The organism is Bradyrhizobium sp. JR4.3, from assembly GCF_040547695.1.
Lineage (GTDB): Bacteria > Pseudomonadota > Alphaproteobacteria > Rhizobiales > Xanthobacteraceae > Bradyrhizobium > Bradyrhizobium canariense.
In genome coordinates, this window is record NZ_JBEPQF010000023.1 from 1 (window position 1) to 17,767 (window position 17,767).

Here is a 17,767-nt window from a genome sequence, read left to right on the forward strand (position 1 = left end):
CACCAGGTCAAGCGCATCGTGGTCAAGCCGGGCGGACGTCTGTCGCTGCAGAAGCACCATCATCGCGCCGAGCACTGGATCGTCGTCCGCGGCACGGCCCGCGTCACCGTCAACGAGACCGTCAAAAGCGTGCACGAGAACGAGTCGATCTACATCCCGATGGGCGCGGTGCACCGGATGGAGAACCCCGGTAAAATCATGCTGGAGCTGATCGAGGTCCAGACGGGAAGCTATCTCGGGGAAGACGACATCATCCGGATTGAAGACGACTATCAAAGGTCGTGAGCAGAGTGTCTCTCCAACATTCCGCGAACATTTGGAAATTGTCCTGCGAACTGCGATGATCTGAACAGGCTGTTATGACCGACGATACGCACACGATCCGCAGCGGTGGGCTCACGGCCATTATCAAGGCGCAGGGCGCTGAGATGTGTTCGCTGGCGAGCGATGCCGGCATCGAGTTCGTCTGGCAGGCGGAGCCGGCCTGGCCGCGCCATGCGCCGCTGCTGTTTCCCATCGTCGGGCGTCTCGCCAATGACGAATTGCGGCACCGGGGCAGGACCTACCGGATGACCCAGCACGGCTTCGCGCGTGACAGCCGCTTTGCGTGGGCGGAACGTGGCGAAAGTCGCTGTGTCCTGGTGCTCGAAGACAGCGAGACGACGCGCGCGCTCTACCCCTTCGCGTTCCGTCTGACGGCAACCTATGCGCTCGACGAATCCGGTCTCGATCTTTCACTCACGGTCGCGAACACCGGCAAGGAGATATTGCCGGCCTCGCTCGGCGGCCATCCCGCTTTCAACTGGCCGCTCCAACCGGGACTGGCGAAGGAGAGCTACGCGCTGAGCTTCGCGAACGCAGAACCATCTCCCGTCCGCCGACTCGACGGCGGCTTGCTGCGTCCGGCAACGGAGCCGAGCCCGATCAAAGGCTCCGTGTTGCCCTTGTCCGAATCCTTGTTCGTCGACGACGCAATCATCTTCGATCGGATCGCGAGCAATTCGGTCCGCTATGCCGCCGAGCAGGGGGCGTCCACCGGGCCGTGGTTGAAAATGTCATGGGACGGCTTTCGCGAGCTTGGCGTCTGGTCGAAACCGTCGGGCGCGCCGTTCCTCTGCATCGAGCCCTGGCGCGGCTATGCCACTCCGGCCGATTTCGACGGAGAGTTCAGCGACAAGCCGGGTCTGATGCACATCGCGCCCGGAACGGAAGAGCGATTGTCATTTCGGGTTGAGGTTGGATCGGCCTGAGGCCGGACGGCGTTCGCACATCTCAAGTTCTCAGACCTCGATCCGTGTGAGGTCCTCGCCGAGCACGACAGGACCCGAGTAGTCCCGCCTGACGTCCACGAGCAGCGCGTTCAGCATGGAATCGTCGGTGCGAGGCCGGTGATGGGTCAGCGCGAGCTTCTTGACGCCGGCCTTGGCCGCGACCTTGCCGACTGTATCGCCGCAGGCCATCGTGAATTTCGCAAGCCGGCGTAGGTGCTCGTTGTCGATCTCCGGCGTGGCGAGGAAGCAGCACTGGACCAGCAGGTCGGCCCCCTCAGCCAACCGCTCGAGACCGGGGCAGGGCACCGTGTCGCCGGAAATTGCGATGACCTTGCCCTCGGCCTCGAAGCGGTAGCCGAGACACATCCAGCGTGCGAGGAAGGCCGGTGACATGTCGAGGCCGTCGCCATGCGAGACGAGTTCGGCGCTGATCTTCCAGCGCCCGGTGTCGAGAACGGGGCCCGCTATAATGTCGGTCGCGACGACAGGTTTCCAGCCGCCGAAGCTCGGCTCGCCCTGATCGCGCCAGGCGATGTCCTTGTCGTAGACCTGCGTGACGAGCGTATTGACGAGCCGTTCGGTATCCGGCGGTCCATAGATGCGCAGATCGTCTTTGCGCCCGTGCAACCATGAATTGAGCATCACGTCGTAGAGGTCGCCGATGTGGTCGAAATGGTGATGAGTAAGGAACACCGTGTTGATGGAGCCGAGCGGCACGCCGGCCTTGCTGAGCTGCACCATGACGCCGCGGCCTGCGTCGATCAGGATATTTTCCTCGCCGAGCCTGATCAGCGTGGTCGTCGCCATGCGGCGCGGGTCCGGGCGCGGGCCGCCGGTGCCGAGCAGGATGACTTCCATGGCGCCACCTCCTGGGGCAGACTTTTCGGGACGCCACAGTAGATTTGAAGCTCTTGGCGTGGCAAGCGGCCGCGGGATGGGCTTCAGCCCGCACAACAGCCGCGCGTACGGGGCCCTCGAACATGCTGCGCGAGATGAGAAGTGTGGGCCAATTCATACTTAATCCAGCTGGATCGTGACCAATGTTGTTTGGGCGCGCTAACGCGCCTAGTATTGCAGCAGGCAATTCGAGGGGGCTCGAACAAGTCGTGAATGTACGTTCACAGGGCGGCGCGCTCGGCGACCTGAGCTTCCAGGTCGGCCCGCAAGCACACAGGACATCCAACATCGTGGCTGATTCCGCAGTTCAGGAATTGCGTGTCGCCGGCCGCGAGCGACTGATCGTCGTCGAGGACGATCCGGTGACGCGGACGATGCTGGTCGGTTATTTCAGCGAGAACAATTTCGACGTGGTCGGCGCCGGCTCCTGCGCGGAATGCCGCCAGGCGCTGCGGATGCGGACCGATCTCGTCTTCCTCGACGTGCAACTGCCCGACGGCGACGGTTTCGATCTCGCCAAGGAGATCCAGGCGACCAGCAATGCGGGCATCATCTTCGTCACCCGCCGCGACACCGACGTCGATCGCATCCTCGGCCTCGAGGTCGCGGGCGACCACTACGTTACCAAGCCGATCAATTTGCGCGACCTGCTCGCGCGCGCGCGAAGCGTGCTGCGGCGGCGCTCGATCGACCGCAAGGCGGCGCGCACCCACAATTCGATCGCGTTCGGCGACTGGATCATCGACCTGACGCGGCGCGAGCTGCTCGGCAGCGACGGCAAGCCGGTGGCGCTGACACGCGCCGAATTCGACCTGCTCGCGGCACTCGTCGGCGCCGACGGCAGGCCGCTTAGCCGCGACTATCTGATCGAGGTCGTCAGCAACCGCCAGGCCGAGGTCGACATCCGCACCGTCGATGCCTTGGTGGCGAGGCTGCGCCGCAAGCTCGTCGGCAGCGGCACGCCCGTCATCACCACGGTCACCGGCGTCGGCTACAAGCTCGCCCTGAGCGAGCGGCTCTAGACGGAGGCGCAGCACGAAATCGTGCCGGCTGCGCCATCGGGTTCAACCACTGAAACCGACGAGGAACCGAATGGCGAGAAAGGCGGACAGCGCCACGGCGCCGGTCGCGACGATTGCAAACAAAACTCTCAAACTATTGTGCATGATCTCTATTCACGTTCGGTTTCAAAGTTCGGTTTCAAAAATGTCGTTCGTCCAACCGCTGCTCGTCTCAAGGCAAGCAACTCTAATTCTATTGGCGTGATGCGACCCGTTTCCACTTGGCTTCGACGCGAGCCTTGATGAGGCGAACCCGGGCTTCCTGTGCTGCCCAATATGCCCTGCTCGCCGCGGCCGTGCCTTGGCGGTAACGCGCGTAAACGTCCTTCGGCTGTGCTGGTGTTTTTTGATTATGCGCTGACTTCTGATTGTGCGCGGACGTCGAGACGGTGGGTGTCGCTGTTGGCGCCGGTGCCACATCTGTGACGGCCGCAGCCTGGTTTCCTACATTCGTCGAGTTCATGGAGACCAGACGGTTGCGGGCGCGATGACAATAGACCTGCGAGCGCGGAGTCATGGACTCCTCGTCGTGACCTGCTCGATATTTCATCAGGGCACGGCAAAGGTCCCCGCCTGCGAGGCGCCATGCGCGGCTCAGATAGAGAACGCCGTAGTGGATGTTGATATCGGGCTCTGCGAGTTCTGCGTTATTTCCCCGAAATCCAAGCATCGCTGCCGTTTCGGGCCGAACCTGCATGAGGCCGATCTCGCCGACGGCGCCGATGGTGCCCGGATTGTATCCGCTTTCAACGAAGACGACGGCCTCCGCGATGTCCGGGGGCAGATCGGTCTTGGCCGTTTCTCTTTCGATGATTTTTCGGATTGCCGCCCGCGAGGCCGGCGTCTCTCCGGCGCCGAGATCTGCATTGTGACCGCCAGCCGCCAACGCCGGTTCCACGTCGTTCTGGGCGTACACGGAGGTGGATGCCAACCAAAGCACAGCGATCGCAACGTGTGTCCACGTCGCGCGGGCATTGATGTGTGTTCGATCCCGCAGCATGGACACGTATTATATCTTTCGAGTTAACAACCGATTTTCTGGCGGCCCGGGGGACGGCCCGGCCCGGACGGCGCGAGCGGCCGGCGGCGCAGCGAGGCTATCGCGACCGCGAGCTCTGGTCGGTTGATATGCTTGGCGCAGCCCCGGCCAATTTGTCGTCGACCGCATAGAGCGTGCAGGTGGGCGACCATTTTGTGCAGGCGGCAAGTGAATCGCGCTGGGCGTCGTCTACCGTTGCCCGCCCCGAACGCCAGCCGTAACCGCCGTTCGGCGACACCGCAAAGGCCTTGTGCGGCATCGTGCTGGTAAGATAGCGCGCGAACTCGGCGCGCGCGGCCTCGCTGAGCTGGCCCGGCGGCGGGAGCGGATCAGGCGGGCTCAGGACATCGTGGCCGAGACCTCGCTCGCGCAGGAAGGCGTCGAGATACGGCGTCCATTGCGGACGGCTCACGACCGAATAGAGGTAGTGGCCATCGTCGCCGTAAGGCGGCGCTGCGACGAATTTCGCGTTGCCGCCATTGGCGCGAAATTCGTCAAGGAGGCGCCGCGCGAGTTCGGGACCGAAGTATGAATCGTTGGCGGCATAGACCCACAGCATCGGCGCGCGCGAGGTTTTGCCGAACGTGGCGAAGGTCTGCACCAGCCCGTCGGGATTGCAGATATCGTCGTCGTCGCGCGAGCCGCGCCCGCCGGCAAAGCTGATCGCGGCAACGAGACCCGCTGGCGCCTGCGCGGTCAGGGCGACGGTGGCGAACCCGCCGGCAGAATGACCGGCCGCGATCATGCCCGAGGTGGTCACGTCGGCCCTGCGCACCATCGCATCGATCGCCGCGCGCAAATCCGCCACCGCGACCGCCGCGGCCGGCAGATAAGCGGCATTGGCGCAGCCGCCGACGCTGTCGACGCGCCCACCGGGCGAGGTGCCGTAGCCGCGCCGCATCACGATCAGCGCGGCGAAGCCGCGCCGGGCATATTCGAGAGCGATGCCGTAATATTTGTGCGCGGACATCGTCGCGCGATCGTCGAAACTGCGCGGCGAACCGTGGCTGAGCAGCGCGAGCGGATAGCGCTTGGTCCCGGCCGGCCGGACCAGGAACGCCTCCAGCCCCTGCGGTCCAGCCTCGACCATCGGGATACGCAAATCCTCGGTGTAGAACTCCGCGGCCATCGCATCGGGCACGATGCCGGCCGTCGCAAGCCAAGCCATCAGAACAACCAAGAGCCTCTGAAACAGCGTCATGCCCCGACTCGAAAAGCCCCGATCGGAAAGACCATAGCATGATCCCAGGAACGGCCGCCCCATTGCGGGTGTTGTGCTCTTGGCGGGGGCTTGGCCGATGCTATGGTATCGCGCAATCTCTGACGACAGACGAGGTATATCCAGTGGCTGATGTTCATCCCGCGGCGGGCAAGCAGGCCTCGCCGGACGCGCTCACCAACGTTCCGCGGCTGGTGACGGCCTATTTCGCCGGCAAGCCGGATGTCGCGGATCCCGCGCAGCGGGTGGCGTTCGGCACCTCCGGCCATCGCGGCACCTCGTTCAAGACTAGCTTCAACGAGGGCCATATCCTCGCGACGACGCAGGCAATCTGTGATTACCGACGTGAAAAGGGGCTGACCGGTCCGCTCTTTATCGGCATCGACACCCATGCGCTGGCCGAGCCTGCGCTGGTCAGCGCCGTCGAGGTGTTCGCGGCCAACGGCGTCGACATCATGATCGACAAGGACGGCGGCTACACGCCGACGCCGGTGATCTCGCATGCGATCCTGACTTACAACAAGGGCCGCACCTCGGGCCTTGCCGACGGCGTCGTCGTTACGCCCTCGCACAATCCCCCCGAGGACGGCGGCTACAAATACAATCCGCCGCATGGCGGACCGGCCGACACCGATGCGACCTCCGTGATCGAGAAGCGGGCCAATGCCTATCTCGCCGACGGCCTCAAGGGCGTGAACCGCATCGACTACGCCAGGGCGCGCAGGTCTGCGAACGTCCACGCCTATGACTACGTCACACCCTATGTCGCAGACCTCGGCAACGTCGTCGATCTCGACCTGGTCAAATCCGCCGGCGTCAACATTGGCATCGATCCGCTCGGCGGCGCCGCCGTGCATTATTGGCATCCGATCATCGAGCGCTACGGCCTGAAGGCGACCGTGGTGAACGAGGCGATCGACCCGACCTTCCGCTTCATGACGGTGGATTGGGACGGCAAGATCCGCATGGACTGCTCCTCGCCTTACGCGATGGCGAGCCTGATCGCGATGCGCGACCGCTTCGACGTCGCGTTTGCCAACGATACCGATGCCGACCGCCACGGCATCGTGACGCGCACCGGCGGCCTGATGAATCCGAACCATTACCTCGCGACCGCGATCTTCTATCTGTTCGCGCACCGCCCGAACTGGGGCAGGGACGCCGCGATCGGCAAGACCGTGGTGTCGAGCTCGATCATCGACCGCGTCGCGAAAAAACTCGACCGCAAGCTGGTCGAGACCCCGGTCGGCTTCAAATGGTTCGTCGACGGCCTGCTCTCGGGCGGCTTCGGCTTTGGCGGCGAGGAGAGTGCAGGCGCCTCGTTCCTGCGCCGCGACGGCACGGTGTGGACCACCGATAAGGACGGCATCATCCTTGGCCTGCTCGCGGCCGAGATCATGGCCAAGTCCGGCCGCGATCCGAGCCAGCTCTTCAACGACCTCACTGCCGAGTTCGGCGTGCCGCATTACGCGCGCATCGACGTCGCCGCGACCACACCGCAGAAGAACATCCTGAAGTCCGTCACGCCCGAGCAGCTCGGCCTGAAGGATCTCGCCGGTGACCCCGTCCGCGCCACCCTGAGCAAGGCGCCCGGCAACGGCCAGCCGTTCGGCGGCATCAAGGTCGAAACCGATTTCGGCTGGTTCGCCGCCAGGCCGTCAGGCACCGAGGACGTCTACAAGATCTACGCGGAGAGTTTTCGCAGCCCCGAGCACCTGAAGGCGATTCAGCAGGAGGCTCAGGCAGGGTTGGCGAAGGTGTTCGGGGCGTAGAACACTCCAGCGGCAGGTGCCGCTTCTCGCGCTTCTCCGGGGGGAGAGCGCCGTATGCTCGGTGTCATCGTCCGCGCAGGCGGGCGATCCAGTACTCCGCGGCGGAAGTTGTGTGAACCCAACGTCTGCCGCGGAGTACTGGATTCTCCGCTTTCGCGGGGAATGACCGTGGATTTTTTGATGTATACAGCATTTCACTTTAAGGTATTATAATACGCCATATTCGCCCTTGAACGATTCCATTCCCCCGCTATTGTATACATAACGTATTCATAAGCTCTGGGAGTGAGACCGGTGACAAAACCCTTCCCGATGAACGCCTGGTATGCCGCCGCCTGGGACGCCGACGTCAAGCCGGCGCTGCTGCCGCGGATGATCTGCGGCAAGCACGTCGTGATGTACCGCAAGGCCGATGGCTCGGTCGCCGCGCTGGAGGATGCCTGCTGGCACCGCCTGGTGCCGCTGTCCAAGGGACGGCTCGAAGGCGACACGGTCGTCTGCGGCTATCACGGCCTGAAATACAACGCGCAAGGGCGCTGCACCTTCATGCCCTCGCAGGAGACCATCAACCCGTCGGCCTGTGTGCGCGCCTATCCCGTTGTCGAGCGTCACCGCTACATCTGGCTCTGGATGGGCGATCCCGCGCTGGCCGATCCCGCGCTGGTGCCCGACCTGCACTGGAATCACGACCCGGCCTGGGCCGGCGACGGCAAGACCATCCACGTCAATTGCGACTACCGCCTCGTGCTCGACAATCTCATGGACCTCACCCACGAGACCTTCGTGCACGGCTCGTCCATCGGCAACGAGGCGGTCGCGGAGGCGCCGTTCGACGTCACCCATGGCGAGAAGACGGTGACGGTGACGCGCTGGATGCGCGGCATCGAGGCGCCGCCGTTCTGGGCGAAACAACTCGGCAAGTCCGGACTCGTCGACCGCTGGCAGATCATCCGTTTCGAAGCGCCGTGCACCATTGCCATCGACGTCGGCGTGGCGCCGACCGGCACCGGCGCGCCGGAAGGCGACCGCTCGCAGGGCGTCAACGGCTTCGTGCTCAACACCATCACGCCAGAGACCGAGAAGACCTGCCACTATTTCTGGGCCTTCGTGCGCAACTATCAGCTCGGCGAGCAGCGCATCACCACCGAGATCCGCGAGGGCGTCTCCGGCATCTTCCACGAGGACGAGCTGATCCTCGAGGCGCAGCAGCGCGCGATGGACGAGAACCCGGATCGCATCTTCTACAATCTCAACATCGACGCCGGCGCGATGTGGACGCGCAAGCTGATCGACAAGATGGTGGCAAAGGAAAACCCGCCGCAGCACCTCCAGGCTGCGGAGTAAGCCGACATGGCCGAGCGTGAGGTCGACCGCTCCGTCTCGCAGACCGTGAAGGCGCAGCTCGCGCTGCGCGACCAGCTCCTCTCGGGCTCGTTGCGCCCGGGCGAGCGCATCTCCGAGCTCCAGGCGGTGGAGACCACCGGCGCCTCGCGCACCCCGGTGCGCATGGCGCTGGTGCGGCTGGAGGAGGAGGGCCTCTTGGAGGCGATTCCCTCCGGCGGCTTCATGGTGAAGGCGTTCTCCGAGCGCGACATCTCCGATTCCATCGAGCTGCGCGGCACGCTGGAAGGGCTCGCCGCGCGCTTTGCCGCCGAGCGCGGCGTGTCCGCGCGCGAGCTCGAGCCGCTGAAGGAGTGCCTTGCCGCGATCGACGAGCTGTTGCGCCAGGTCCCGATCTCGGTGGATGCGTTCTCGTCCTATGTCACGCTGAACGCGCGCTTCCACGCCCTGCTCACCGAATTGTCGCGAAGCCCGCCGCTGATCCGGCAGATCGACCGCGCCTCGTCGCTGCCGTTTGCATCCCCAAGCGGTTTCGTGATGGCGCAGTCCGCGCTGCCCGAGGCGCAGCAGATCCTGATCATCGGGCAGGAGCACCACCGCGTCGTGATCGACGCCATCGAGAACCGCGAAGGCGCCCGCGCCGAAGCGGTCATGCGCGAGCATGCGCGGCTCGCGGTGCGCAATCTGCGGCTTGCGCTACGCAACCGAACCCATCTCGACCTGCTGCCGGCGCTCGCGCTGATCAAGTCCGCAACCGATTGAGGGGAGTGTCATGCGCTTCATCGAAACCTGGAGTCCGGCGACGCTCGTCTCGACGCGCGATCTCGCGCCGGGCATCCGCGAATTCCTGATCCGGCCGGACCAGTTCGACGGCGCCGCCTATCCGGTCGGCAGCCACATCAATATCAGCGTCACCATCGACGGGCAGCCCGAGACGCGGTCCTATTCGCTGGTCGGGGAAGCGTCGTCGCGGGGTTTAAGGATCGCGGTGCGCCGCGCCGAGGACTCGCGTGGCGGCTCGCGCTATATGTGGTCGTTGCAGCCGGGCGCGCGGCTCGACATCACGACGCCCGCCTCGCTGCTCGCAGTCGACTGGGCGCGCCAACATTACTGCCTGATCGCCGGCGGCATCGGCATCACCCCGATTCTCGGCGCGGCGCAGGCGCTGGCGCGGCGCGGCGCCGATGTCACGCTGCATTACGCGGTGCGCTCGCGCACCGAGGCTGCCTATCTCGACGATCTCGCCGCAACGCTTGGTGATCGCCTGGTCGTTCACGCCAGCGATGAGGGCAAGCGGCTCGATCTCGACGCCCTGTTCGCCTCGGTGCCCAAGGATGCGCTGGCGCTGTTCTGCGGCCCGATGCGGATGCTGGATGCCGCGCGCCACGCCTGGATCGGCGCCGGCCATCCGCTTCCCGATCTGCGCTACGAGACGTTCGGTTCCAGCGGCACGCTGCCGACCGAGACGTTTCGCGTGCGCTTGAAAGGCTCCGATGTCGAGCTGGAGATCCCACGCGAGCGCTCGATGCTGGACGTGCTCAACGCCAGCGGCCACGACGTCATGTACGATTGCAAGCGGGGCGAATGCGGCCTGTGCGCCATCGACGTGGTCGCGATCGACGGCGAGATCGACCATCGCGACGTCTTCTTCAGCGACCATCAGAAGCAAAGCAACCAGAAGATCTGCGCCTGCGTCTCCCGCGCCCGGGGCACCATCACGGTGGACACGCTGCTGCGGGCGGATCCTGTCTGAGGAGAAGCTGGGGCGGGGACGCCGCGGCAACACCTGGTCAATGGCGTCTTTCATGATTTTCGAGTCTTTGGCATGGTCGCGGGCATGTTCTGGTTGCGCCGTGGCCAAATGCAGCCTGGAGACCTGACCATGAATGAGTTGGGATTAAGCCGACGTCGGATGTTGACGGGCGCAGGAGGGGTGTTGATCGGCCAGATGATTGGCGAGAGTTCGGCCGCGGGTTTTGAATGGCAGCCGACCTCGTTGCGCGAAGCCGGATTCTCCAATGATCTGGACGCTCGGCTCGACAAGGCCATTGCCGACAAGCGGGTCTGGAATCTCCACAGCGTCATCGTGGTGCGCAATGGACGGCTGGTCTTCGAGCGCTACTTCGAGGGCGAGGACACCGCGAGAGGAAGCCGGCCCATCGGCGTGGTGTCGTTCAAGCCGGATTCGCTTCACGATTTGCGCTCGGCATCCAAAAGCGTCGTCGGCTTGCTCTATGGCATTGCGCTGGCCGCCGGCAAAGTGCCGGCGCCCGAAGATCAACTGCTGCCGTCTTTTCCCGAATATGCGGATCTCGCAGCCGATCCGGTTCGCAGCCGCTGGACACTCCACCACGTGCTGTCCATGACAATGGGCACCGAATGGAACGAGGCGATGCCCTATACCAACCCGGCCAACAGCGAGACCGCCATGGACATGGCGCCTGATCGCTACCGATATATCCTCGACCGGCCGATGATAATGGAGCCCGGCAAGCGCTGGGTCTATAATGGTGGCGCCACTGCGCTGCTGGGACGGCTGATCGCCAGAGGCACGGGCAAGTCGCTGCATGAATACGGGCGTGAGGTTCTTTTCGACCCGCTCGGTATCGGCCCGACCGATTGGTACGCCGACAACGGCGGTGAACTGATCGCGGCTTCCGGCCTGCGGATGACCCCGCGCGATTTCGCTCGGATCGGCGAGCTGACTTTGCGCGGTGGCGTTTGGAAAGGCCGTTCGGTGGTTCCCGCGGAATGGATCGCGCGCAGCACTTCGCCTTTGGTGCACATCGCGGAAGAGCGCCATTACGGCTATCAATGGTACAATCTGGATTTCACCATGGAGACACCGACGATATCGCGCTCGAACCAGCGTCTCTGGAACGCCGCCGGCAATGGTGGTCAGCGTCTGACCGTGTTTCCCGGGCTCGATCTGGTCGTCGTCACCACAGCAGGCAACTACAACGCCAAGGACAACAATTTGCCGCCGCTGCGCATCATTACCGATGTCGTGATGCCAAGCCTGCTGTGACCCGAGAAAACTTCAGTTGCGAGTATACGCCCTAGGCTGCGTATGTCGCCCGCAGCTTCTTCGTTTCGAGCAGGGCTAGGACTCCATCCGCCGACACCGGCCGGCTGATGAGGTAACCCTGCACTTCGTCGCAACCGATCTGGTGCAGATATTCGAGCTGGTCGGCGGTCTCGACACCTTCCGCGACCACGCCGATGCGCAGGTCGCGCGCGAGCCCAATCACCGATTTCACGATTGCGGCGCAGTCCGGCTGCACCAGCATGTCGCGGATGAAGGACTGGTCGATCTTGATGCGGCTGAACGGCAGCTTGCGCAGATAGGTCAGCGAGGAGAAGCCGGTGCCGAAATCGTCGAGCGCCACGGTGACGCCGAGCTCCAGCAGCGCGTTGAGGACGGACGCGGCGGAGGCGTATTTCGACAGCAGCATCGATTCCGTGATCTCGATCTCGAGCCGGTGCGGGGCGATCTTCGCGTCCGCAAGTGCCTGCACGATGATCTGGAGGAGGCCGTTGTTGTGAAACTGCGCGGCCGAGAAATTCACGGCGACCCTGATCTCTTCGGGCCACTCGGCAACCGTCGCGCAGGCGCGGCGGACGACCCATTCGCCGATCTCGTGGATCAGCCCGGTTTCCTCGGCGATCGGAATGAACTCGCTCGGCGGCACCAGTCCGCGCTGGGGATGCTGCCAACGCAGCAGCGCCTCGAACCCGGTGATGCGGTTGCCGTCGAGGTCGAGAAAGGGCTGGAACACCAGGAACAGCTCGTCCCTGGCGATGGCGCCTTCCAGATCCGATTGCAGCGCCTTGCGGTCGCGTGATGAGCGGTCGTCGGTTTCCTCGAAGAAACACGCCGTGCCGGGTCCGGCCTTCTTGGCGCGGTAGAGCGCGGCGTCGGCGTTCTTCATGATGTCGAGTTGCGTGCTGCCGTCACGCGGCGCCAGCACGATGCCGACGCTGGTCGCGCCGACGATCTGGCGGCCCTCGATCTGGAACGGTTCGTCGAAGGCCGCGACGAAGCGCTCCGCGATCTCGAGCGCATCCTCCGGCCGCGCCAGATTGGCCATTACCAGCGCGAACTCGTCGCCGCCGATGCGTGCGACATGCTCGGCCGCGCGGGTGCAGCGTTGCAGGCGACTCGCGATCTGGACCAGAAACTCGTCACCGGCAGGATGGCCGAACTTGTCGTTGACCTCCTTGAAACGATCGAGATCGAGCAGAAGGACCGCGAATTCCTCGCCGGACAGAGCGAGCCGCTTCAAGGCTGCATCCAGCGTTTCGTTGAAGGCGACGCGATTGGGCAGATGGGTCAGCGGGTCCTGCCGCACCGTACGCTCAGCCTCAATCTGCCGCATCACGCGCCGTGCGAACGCGATCGAATTGACGAACACGCTGCGCAGCAGCACCGATCCGTAGACCACCACCAGGAAAGCGATCAGCAGAAACGCCGGATCGCCATTCCTGCCGAGGCAGATCGCGATGCCAGCGAAGATCGGGGCCGTGAATGCGATCGCCGCGATCGGGATCGTGGCGAAGGCCAGCGCGCCCCCCGCCAGCATCCCCGAACAAAGGCAGGTGATGACGAGCTGCCCGCCGGTTGAGGCATCGGCGAAGAATGCGACCGGAACGGTGCCCCAGGCGGCACCGAGGATGAAAGCATTGCGCACCAGCCGATGCATGGCCCGGCGCGAGACGAATTGCGGTTTGGTGATGCGGCGCGCGGCATGGGATTGCAGGCCGAACGCGATCGCGGCGCCCGCCACGATGGCGGCCCAGATCAAGGCCAGCTTCAAGCCCGGCGAATGCCACAGCGCGACGACGAGCACCCCGGCGTTGCAGGCATTGGCCAGCATGATGCCGACCGAATAGCCGAGCACCAGCGACATCTGTTCGGCGCGGATATGGCCGGCGACGGCTTCGTCGGTTACGGGACCGCCAAAGGCCGACAGATCGCCGGCGAACAGCCGCGCGAAATAGCTGGTCGTTTGAGTCCGCATTCCAGAGCCCAGCAGCATGGGCCGTTTGTCCGGCCCGATCCGGAGAATTCGCTGCAAACCTTTGACGAACTATGAATTATCCCCGCTTGTGACGATAGCCGCGACCACTTCTGCGTGTTCGTCACGTCGTATCGATAACAAATCGATACAAATGCGCGCCGGCGAGGTTACGGTCACGGAGCTTGGGGCGCTGAAGCTACTATGGCGCCATGGCCGGGCTAATCCGTTCGAAGGACAGCGTCGCGTCCGCTCGCCTATGTCCCGGCCATCGACGCCTTTGAGGCCACGAGGGAACGTGCGTCCAAACAGCTTCGAGCCGGCGGTCGGCTCGGTGCTGAGACTTCCGATCACGCGATGCGGTTAGGGCGGGAGCGCCTGGACTTGGCACGGCACCCGGCTGCAAATAATCCTCGGCGCCATCTCACAGCTTGTTTCGGTTCTTGCTCGCTCCCTTCAATTTTGGAGCGTCCGAAGTCGATTTTGCCCAATCTGCCATTTGCATGCAGGTCAGCAGGTCGACATAGCTGTCACTGCCGCCAGCCGTCGCTTCGCCTTCGCATCGGGTTCGAAGGCTGTCGGAATTCGTGAGCCAAACGGAATGAAGTTGTTGCAGCGCGGAATTTTCGTCGCGCATGCAATCGTCGTAGGACTGCGCCAGATCCAGGCCCATCGCCTTGTCAGTGGCTACGGTGGCCTTGCAGGTCGCCTCGACATTGAGTTGAGGGACGCGTTCGCTGACTGGAATTGTTGTTTGGCCGCCTATCATCGCCAAGGTCAGCAATACAATCTTCATGCAGGACTCCCCGTTTGAGATTTCACTGAAGCAATTTCATCAGGCGACCGAGCGGGCATCGTATTGATTTGAATCAAGGGGAACGAAGGAGATTGTCTCTCAATATTGCGCGAGTAAACACACCGACCAGCACCGAGACAGTTTCGGGCAACCAGCCCGATCGCGCGAGCAAGAACACGAGGCAGATTGTGATAGTAGTGGGGTATTGAAGACGCAGACGATCCCTGCTGGCCCAAACGTTCAGGTTGTGCTAAAGTAATTCTAGAGGGCCCGTATTGCGCAAGCGACCGAAGATGCCCCTCAAGCGACGCTAGTTCGACCAGGCTTTATATCTCTGTTTCTAGCAATTTGTTTCGAGTTCTGCAGACGCCGTGCGGCGTTTGATGCGGTCGGTGACGCACGTTATCTTGCAAGCAATAAGCGCCCCTCGCGCTAGATCGAAAATACTTCAATTCATACCGCCGCGAGCGGTGTGAACGCATCTGACATCGGCTTTGCTGCCATTCTTCTCTTCGTTTTGATTGCCGTCGCGCCACTCTGCAAGGCAATACGCTGAGACCTTCAATGCTCAGATCCTCGAACGCGATCATGCCGACGGTAACAAGGTGAATCGAACGAAGTCGCAAATCAGAGGTCACCAAATCAGAAGAGGAGGATTCGACATGTTTCGAGGAATTCTGACGCTGACAATTTCTCTTTGCCTTGGTGCGGCGGCCGTGCCTACCGCGCGGGCGCAGGGCACTGCACCGGCCGTTACCGAACAAGAGGCGCATGCCATCGCAGTGGATGCCTATGTCTACTTTTACGCGCTAATGTCGATGGACATCTCGAGAAAGCAATTCACCAACGGCACGACCGATTTCAGAGGTCCGATGAATACCTTTGTCAACGTGCCGGAATACCCCCCGGCCAATTTCAAGGGCGTGGTGCGGTCGAACTTCGACACGCTGTATTCCGTCTCCTGGCTGAACATGACCAAGGAGCCTGTCGTCATCTCCGCACCAGATACAAGTGAGCGCTACTATCTGCTGCCGATGCTCGACATGTGGACCGATGTCTTCGCGTCGCCCGGCTGGCGAACGACGGGCACCAAGGCCGGTACGTTCCTGATCACACCCCCAGGCTGGCGGCCCGATCTGCGCGAAAGGTTCGCGGAAGAATTCAAGCTTCCGAGCGACACCCAGCGCATCGAGGCGCCGACGCCCCATGTCTGGGTGATCGGCCGCACCAAGACGGATGGCCCGCCCGATTACGATGCCGTCCATAAGATCCAGGCCGGTTACAAGGTCACGCTGCTTTCCGAGTACGGCAAGACACCCAAGCCGGTCGAGTTCAAGCCGGACCCAAGCGTCGACATGAAGACGCCGCCGAAGGTCCAGGTCGATACCATGTCGGCCGGCGTGTACTTCGCCAGCGCCGCAGAACTGCTCAAGCTTCACCCGCCGCATGCTACCGATGAGCCGATCATTGCGCAGATGAAGAAAATCGGCATCGAGCCCGGCAAGAGCTTTGACATCGGTAGGCTCGATCCGGTGTTGCAACGGGCGCTGGAGACCGCTCCGCACGACGGCCAGAAGCTGATGGCCTGGAAAGTGCCGACACTTGCGCGGGTCGCAAATGGCTGGTCGATGAACACCGATACGATGGGTGTCTACGGCAACTACTACTTGAAGCGGGCCATCGTCGCCCAACTTGGGCTGGGCGCGAACCTGCCTGAGGATGCCATCTATCCGCTCAATCTCGGCGACGCGACCGGCAAGCCGCTGGATGGAGCCAACAAGTACACAATTACGTTCGAGAAGGGCGCCGCCCCGCCGGTCAACGCCTTCTGGTCGATCACGCTATACGACCCGGAAGGTTTTCAGGTCGGCAATGCGCTCAACCGTTTTGCCGTGAGCAGCTGGATGCCGTTCAAGTACAACGCAGACGGGTCGCTCGATATATTCTTCCAGAATGATAGCCCGGGCAAGGACAAGGATGCGAACTGGCTTCCGGCGCCGAAGGGAGCCTTTAGTCTGACCATGCGCCTTTACAGCCCGAAGTCCGATGCGCTGACCGGAAAGTGGAATCCGCCGCCGGTCGTGAGGACGCAGGACGGAACGGTGGGCTTGGCCCAATAAAGTTGATTTGAGCGCCGGCGCTTCGGCGCCGGCGTTCGACCGCATGAACACAATGGCGATGCGGCTCAACTGGCCCAGGACCGAAGCACCGTCGATCCTGCCTTCGGGCGAAGGGACGTGGTACCCGCCGGGCGTGAAGCTGGTCTTGTAGAGACAGTCAGCGGCTCAGCGTCCCAACTGCTTGGGGTCGTAATAAAAGCGTTCCTCGACGAGTTCATCCCCCCGCCATGTCTGCCATGCGATCTCATCCAACGTTCGGATGATGCCCTCGGCGGTGGTGAAGCTGAAGGTCCAGCGCGTCGCGACATGATCGCCCTCGATCAGGCTCGGCCCGATGCGCACCGCCTTGACTTCCCTGGAGGCCGCCAGCGCGCCGCGCTCCTTGGCGACGAGCTTGTCGCGGCCGACTGTCGGTGCCGCGTTGTTCTCGTAGGTCGCGGCCTCGGGCGTATAGAACTGCTCGATTGCGCCGATGAAATCCCCGGTCTCCAATCGCTTGGCAAAAGCTTCGACGACGTCACGGCTCGGCATGGCACACCTCACGAATAACCGACTGATGGTTGGTAAATACCGACCGATAGTCGAAAAGTCAACTGGCCGCTTGTGCCGAATTCGATTAGACGAGACCCATGGCAAAACAGGCGGAGCGACGGGCGGGGACATCGGAGGCGATCCTGACGGCGGCGCGTCGCCTGTTCGGGGCGCAAGGATTTGCCGCGACGACGATGGACGAGATCGCCGAAGCCACCGGCGTCGCCAAGGGCGCGGTCTATCATCACTTCAAGACAAAGGAAGCGGTGTTCGAAGCGGTGTTCGACAACGTCTCGCGCGATCTCGTCGCCGAGATCGACGGCGCCGCGCGTTCCGAGAAGGATGTGCTCGCCGCGATGGTCGCCGGCACCCAGCATTATTTCGCCGCAACCGCGAAGGGGCCGACCGGCCAGATCATCCTGCGCGATGGCCCGGCGGTGCTCGGCTGGGAGCGCTGGCGAGAGATCGACGCCAAACATTTCGGCGGCAAGCTGCCGCGCGCGATTGCGGCGGCGATGGAAGCCGGCCTGATTGCGCGGCAGCCGGTCGAGCCGCTGGCCCGGCTGCTGCTCGGCGCGGTAACAGAGGCCGCGGTCGCCTGCGCCGGACGCGCCGATATCGCAAGGGCGGGTGCGGAATATACCCGTGCGTTCAGGTCGCTGGTCGAGGCGCTGCGCGTCGCTGCATGATCGTGCTAAGTGA

Annotated in this window: 16 protein-coding genes; 10 read left to right on the forward strand and 6 right to left on the reverse strand. The window is 63.4% G+C overall.

The annotated features are described in order from the left end of the window. Both ABIB91_RS29045 and ABIB91_RS29050 read left to right on the forward strand, forming a co-directional pair. On the forward strand, positions 1 to 285 hold a 285-nt coding region (locus tag ABIB91_RS29045; protein WP_354169591.1), incomplete at its 5' end, for a cupin domain-containing protein. A gap of 74 nt (positions 286 to 359) precedes the next feature. Then, on the forward strand, positions 360 to 1,250 hold the full coding sequence (locus tag ABIB91_RS29050; protein WP_007595264.1) for an aldose 1-epimerase family protein: 891 nt from the start codon (positions 360 to 362) through the stop codon (positions 1,248 to 1,250). Positions 1,251 to 1,280: 30 nt separating this feature from the next. Here the strand turns inward: ABIB91_RS29050 and ABIB91_RS29055 are convergent, their stop codons facing one another. Then, positions 1,281 to 2,129, reverse strand: a complete 849-nt coding sequence (locus tag ABIB91_RS29055) for an MBL fold metallo-hydrolase (RefSeq protein WP_007595263.1) — start codon at positions 2,127 to 2,129, stop codon at positions 1,281 to 1,283. Positions 2,130 to 2,377: 248 nt separating this feature from the next. Between ABIB91_RS29055 and ABIB91_RS29060 the strand changes: the two genes are divergently transcribed. Continuing rightward, a complete protein-coding gene (locus tag ABIB91_RS29060) occupies positions 2,378 to 3,190 on the forward strand; it encodes a response regulator transcription factor (RefSeq protein WP_007595262.1) in 813 nt (270 codons plus the stop codon). Between the two features lie 232 nt (positions 3,191 to 3,422). Here ABIB91_RS29060 and ABIB91_RS29065 read toward each other — a convergent pair whose 3' ends face one another. Continuing rightward, on the reverse strand, positions 3,423 to 4,229 hold the full coding sequence (locus ABIB91_RS29065; RefSeq protein ID WP_219684509.1) for a transglycosylase SLT domain-containing protein: 807 nt from the start codon (positions 4,227 to 4,229) through the stop codon (positions 3,423 to 3,425). A gap of 97 nt (positions 4,230 to 4,326) precedes the next feature. Further along, positions 4,327 to 5,469: an alpha/beta hydrolase family protein gene (locus tag ABIB91_RS29070; protein WP_354169594.1), complete on the reverse strand. Its 1,143-nt coding sequence runs from the start codon at positions 5,467 to 5,469 to the stop codon at positions 4,327 to 4,329. A gap of 143 nt (positions 5,470 to 5,612) precedes the next feature. Between ABIB91_RS29070 and pgm the strand changes: the two genes are divergently transcribed. The 5 genes from pgm (at position 5,613) to ABIB91_RS29095 (ending at position 11,628) form a co-directional block, all read left to right on the forward strand. Beyond that, the gene (pgm, locus tag ABIB91_RS29075; RefSeq protein ID WP_354169596.1) at positions 5,613 to 7,259 is read left to right on the forward strand and encodes a phosphoglucomutase (alpha-D-glucose-1,6-bisphosphate-dependent); all 1,647 of its coding nucleotides are present in this window, start codon (positions 5,613 to 5,615) and stop codon (positions 7,257 to 7,259) included. 294 nt (positions 7,260 to 7,553) lie between these two features. Continuing rightward, on the forward strand, positions 7,554 to 8,603 hold the full coding sequence (locus ABIB91_RS29080; RefSeq protein WP_354169598.1) for an aromatic ring-hydroxylating dioxygenase subunit alpha: 1,050 nt from the start codon (positions 7,554 to 7,556) through the stop codon (positions 8,601 to 8,603). Positions 8,604 to 8,609: 6 nt separating this feature from the next. Then, positions 8,610 to 9,362 carry a GntR family transcriptional regulator gene (locus tag ABIB91_RS29085; protein WP_007595257.1) on the forward strand — a complete coding sequence of 251 codons (753 nt, stop codon included), beginning with the start codon at positions 8,610 to 8,612 and terminating at the stop codon, positions 9,360 to 9,362. Between the two features lie 10 nt (positions 9,363 to 9,372). Then, positions 9,373 to 10,353 carry a PDR/VanB family oxidoreductase gene (locus ABIB91_RS29090; protein WP_219684446.1) on the forward strand — a complete coding sequence of 327 codons (981 nt, stop codon included), beginning with the start codon at positions 9,373 to 9,375 and terminating at the stop codon, positions 10,351 to 10,353. A 180-nt stretch (positions 10,354 to 10,533) separates the two neighbouring features. Continuing rightward, a complete protein-coding gene (locus ABIB91_RS29095) occupies positions 10,534 to 11,628 on the forward strand; it encodes a serine hydrolase domain-containing protein (RefSeq protein ID WP_502917022.1) in 1,095 nt (364 codons plus the stop codon). Between the two features lie 31 nt (positions 11,629 to 11,659). Here ABIB91_RS29095 and ABIB91_RS29100 read toward each other — a convergent pair whose 3' ends face one another. Further along, the gene (locus ABIB91_RS29100; RefSeq protein ID WP_354169603.1) at positions 11,660 to 13,621 is read right to left on the reverse strand and encodes a putative bifunctional diguanylate cyclase/phosphodiesterase; all 1,962 of its coding nucleotides are present in this window, start codon (positions 13,619 to 13,621) and stop codon (positions 11,660 to 11,662) included. Positions 13,622 to 14,042: 421 nt separating this feature from the next. Next, complete coding sequence (locus ABIB91_RS29105; protein WP_007595254.1) at positions 14,043 to 14,414, reverse strand: hypothetical protein; 372 nt, start codon at positions 14,412 to 14,414, stop codon at positions 14,043 to 14,045. A 662-nt stretch (positions 14,415 to 15,076) separates the two neighbouring features. On the opposite strand from ABIB91_RS29105, the gene ABIB91_RS29110 reads away from it, so the two are divergent. Beyond that, positions 15,077 to 16,534 (forward strand): DUF1254 domain-containing protein, encoded by a 1,458-nt coding sequence (locus ABIB91_RS29110; RefSeq protein WP_354169747.1) that lies wholly within the window; start codon positions 15,077 to 15,079, stop codon positions 16,532 to 16,534. A 165-nt stretch (positions 16,535 to 16,699) separates the two neighbouring features. Here ABIB91_RS29110 and ABIB91_RS29115 read toward each other — a convergent pair whose 3' ends face one another. Next, complete coding sequence (locus ABIB91_RS29115; RefSeq protein ID WP_219684449.1) at positions 16,700 to 17,065, reverse strand: nuclear transport factor 2 family protein; 366 nt, start codon at positions 17,063 to 17,065, stop codon at positions 16,700 to 16,702. A 98-nt stretch (positions 17,066 to 17,163) separates the two neighbouring features. Here ABIB91_RS29115 and ABIB91_RS29120 point away from each other — a divergent pair, with 98 nt between their 5' ends. After that, a complete protein-coding gene (locus ABIB91_RS29120; RefSeq protein ID WP_354169605.1) occupies positions 17,164 to 17,754 on the forward strand; it encodes a TetR/AcrR family transcriptional regulator in 591 nt (196 codons plus the stop codon). Positions 17,755 to 17,767: the final 13 nt, after the last annotated feature.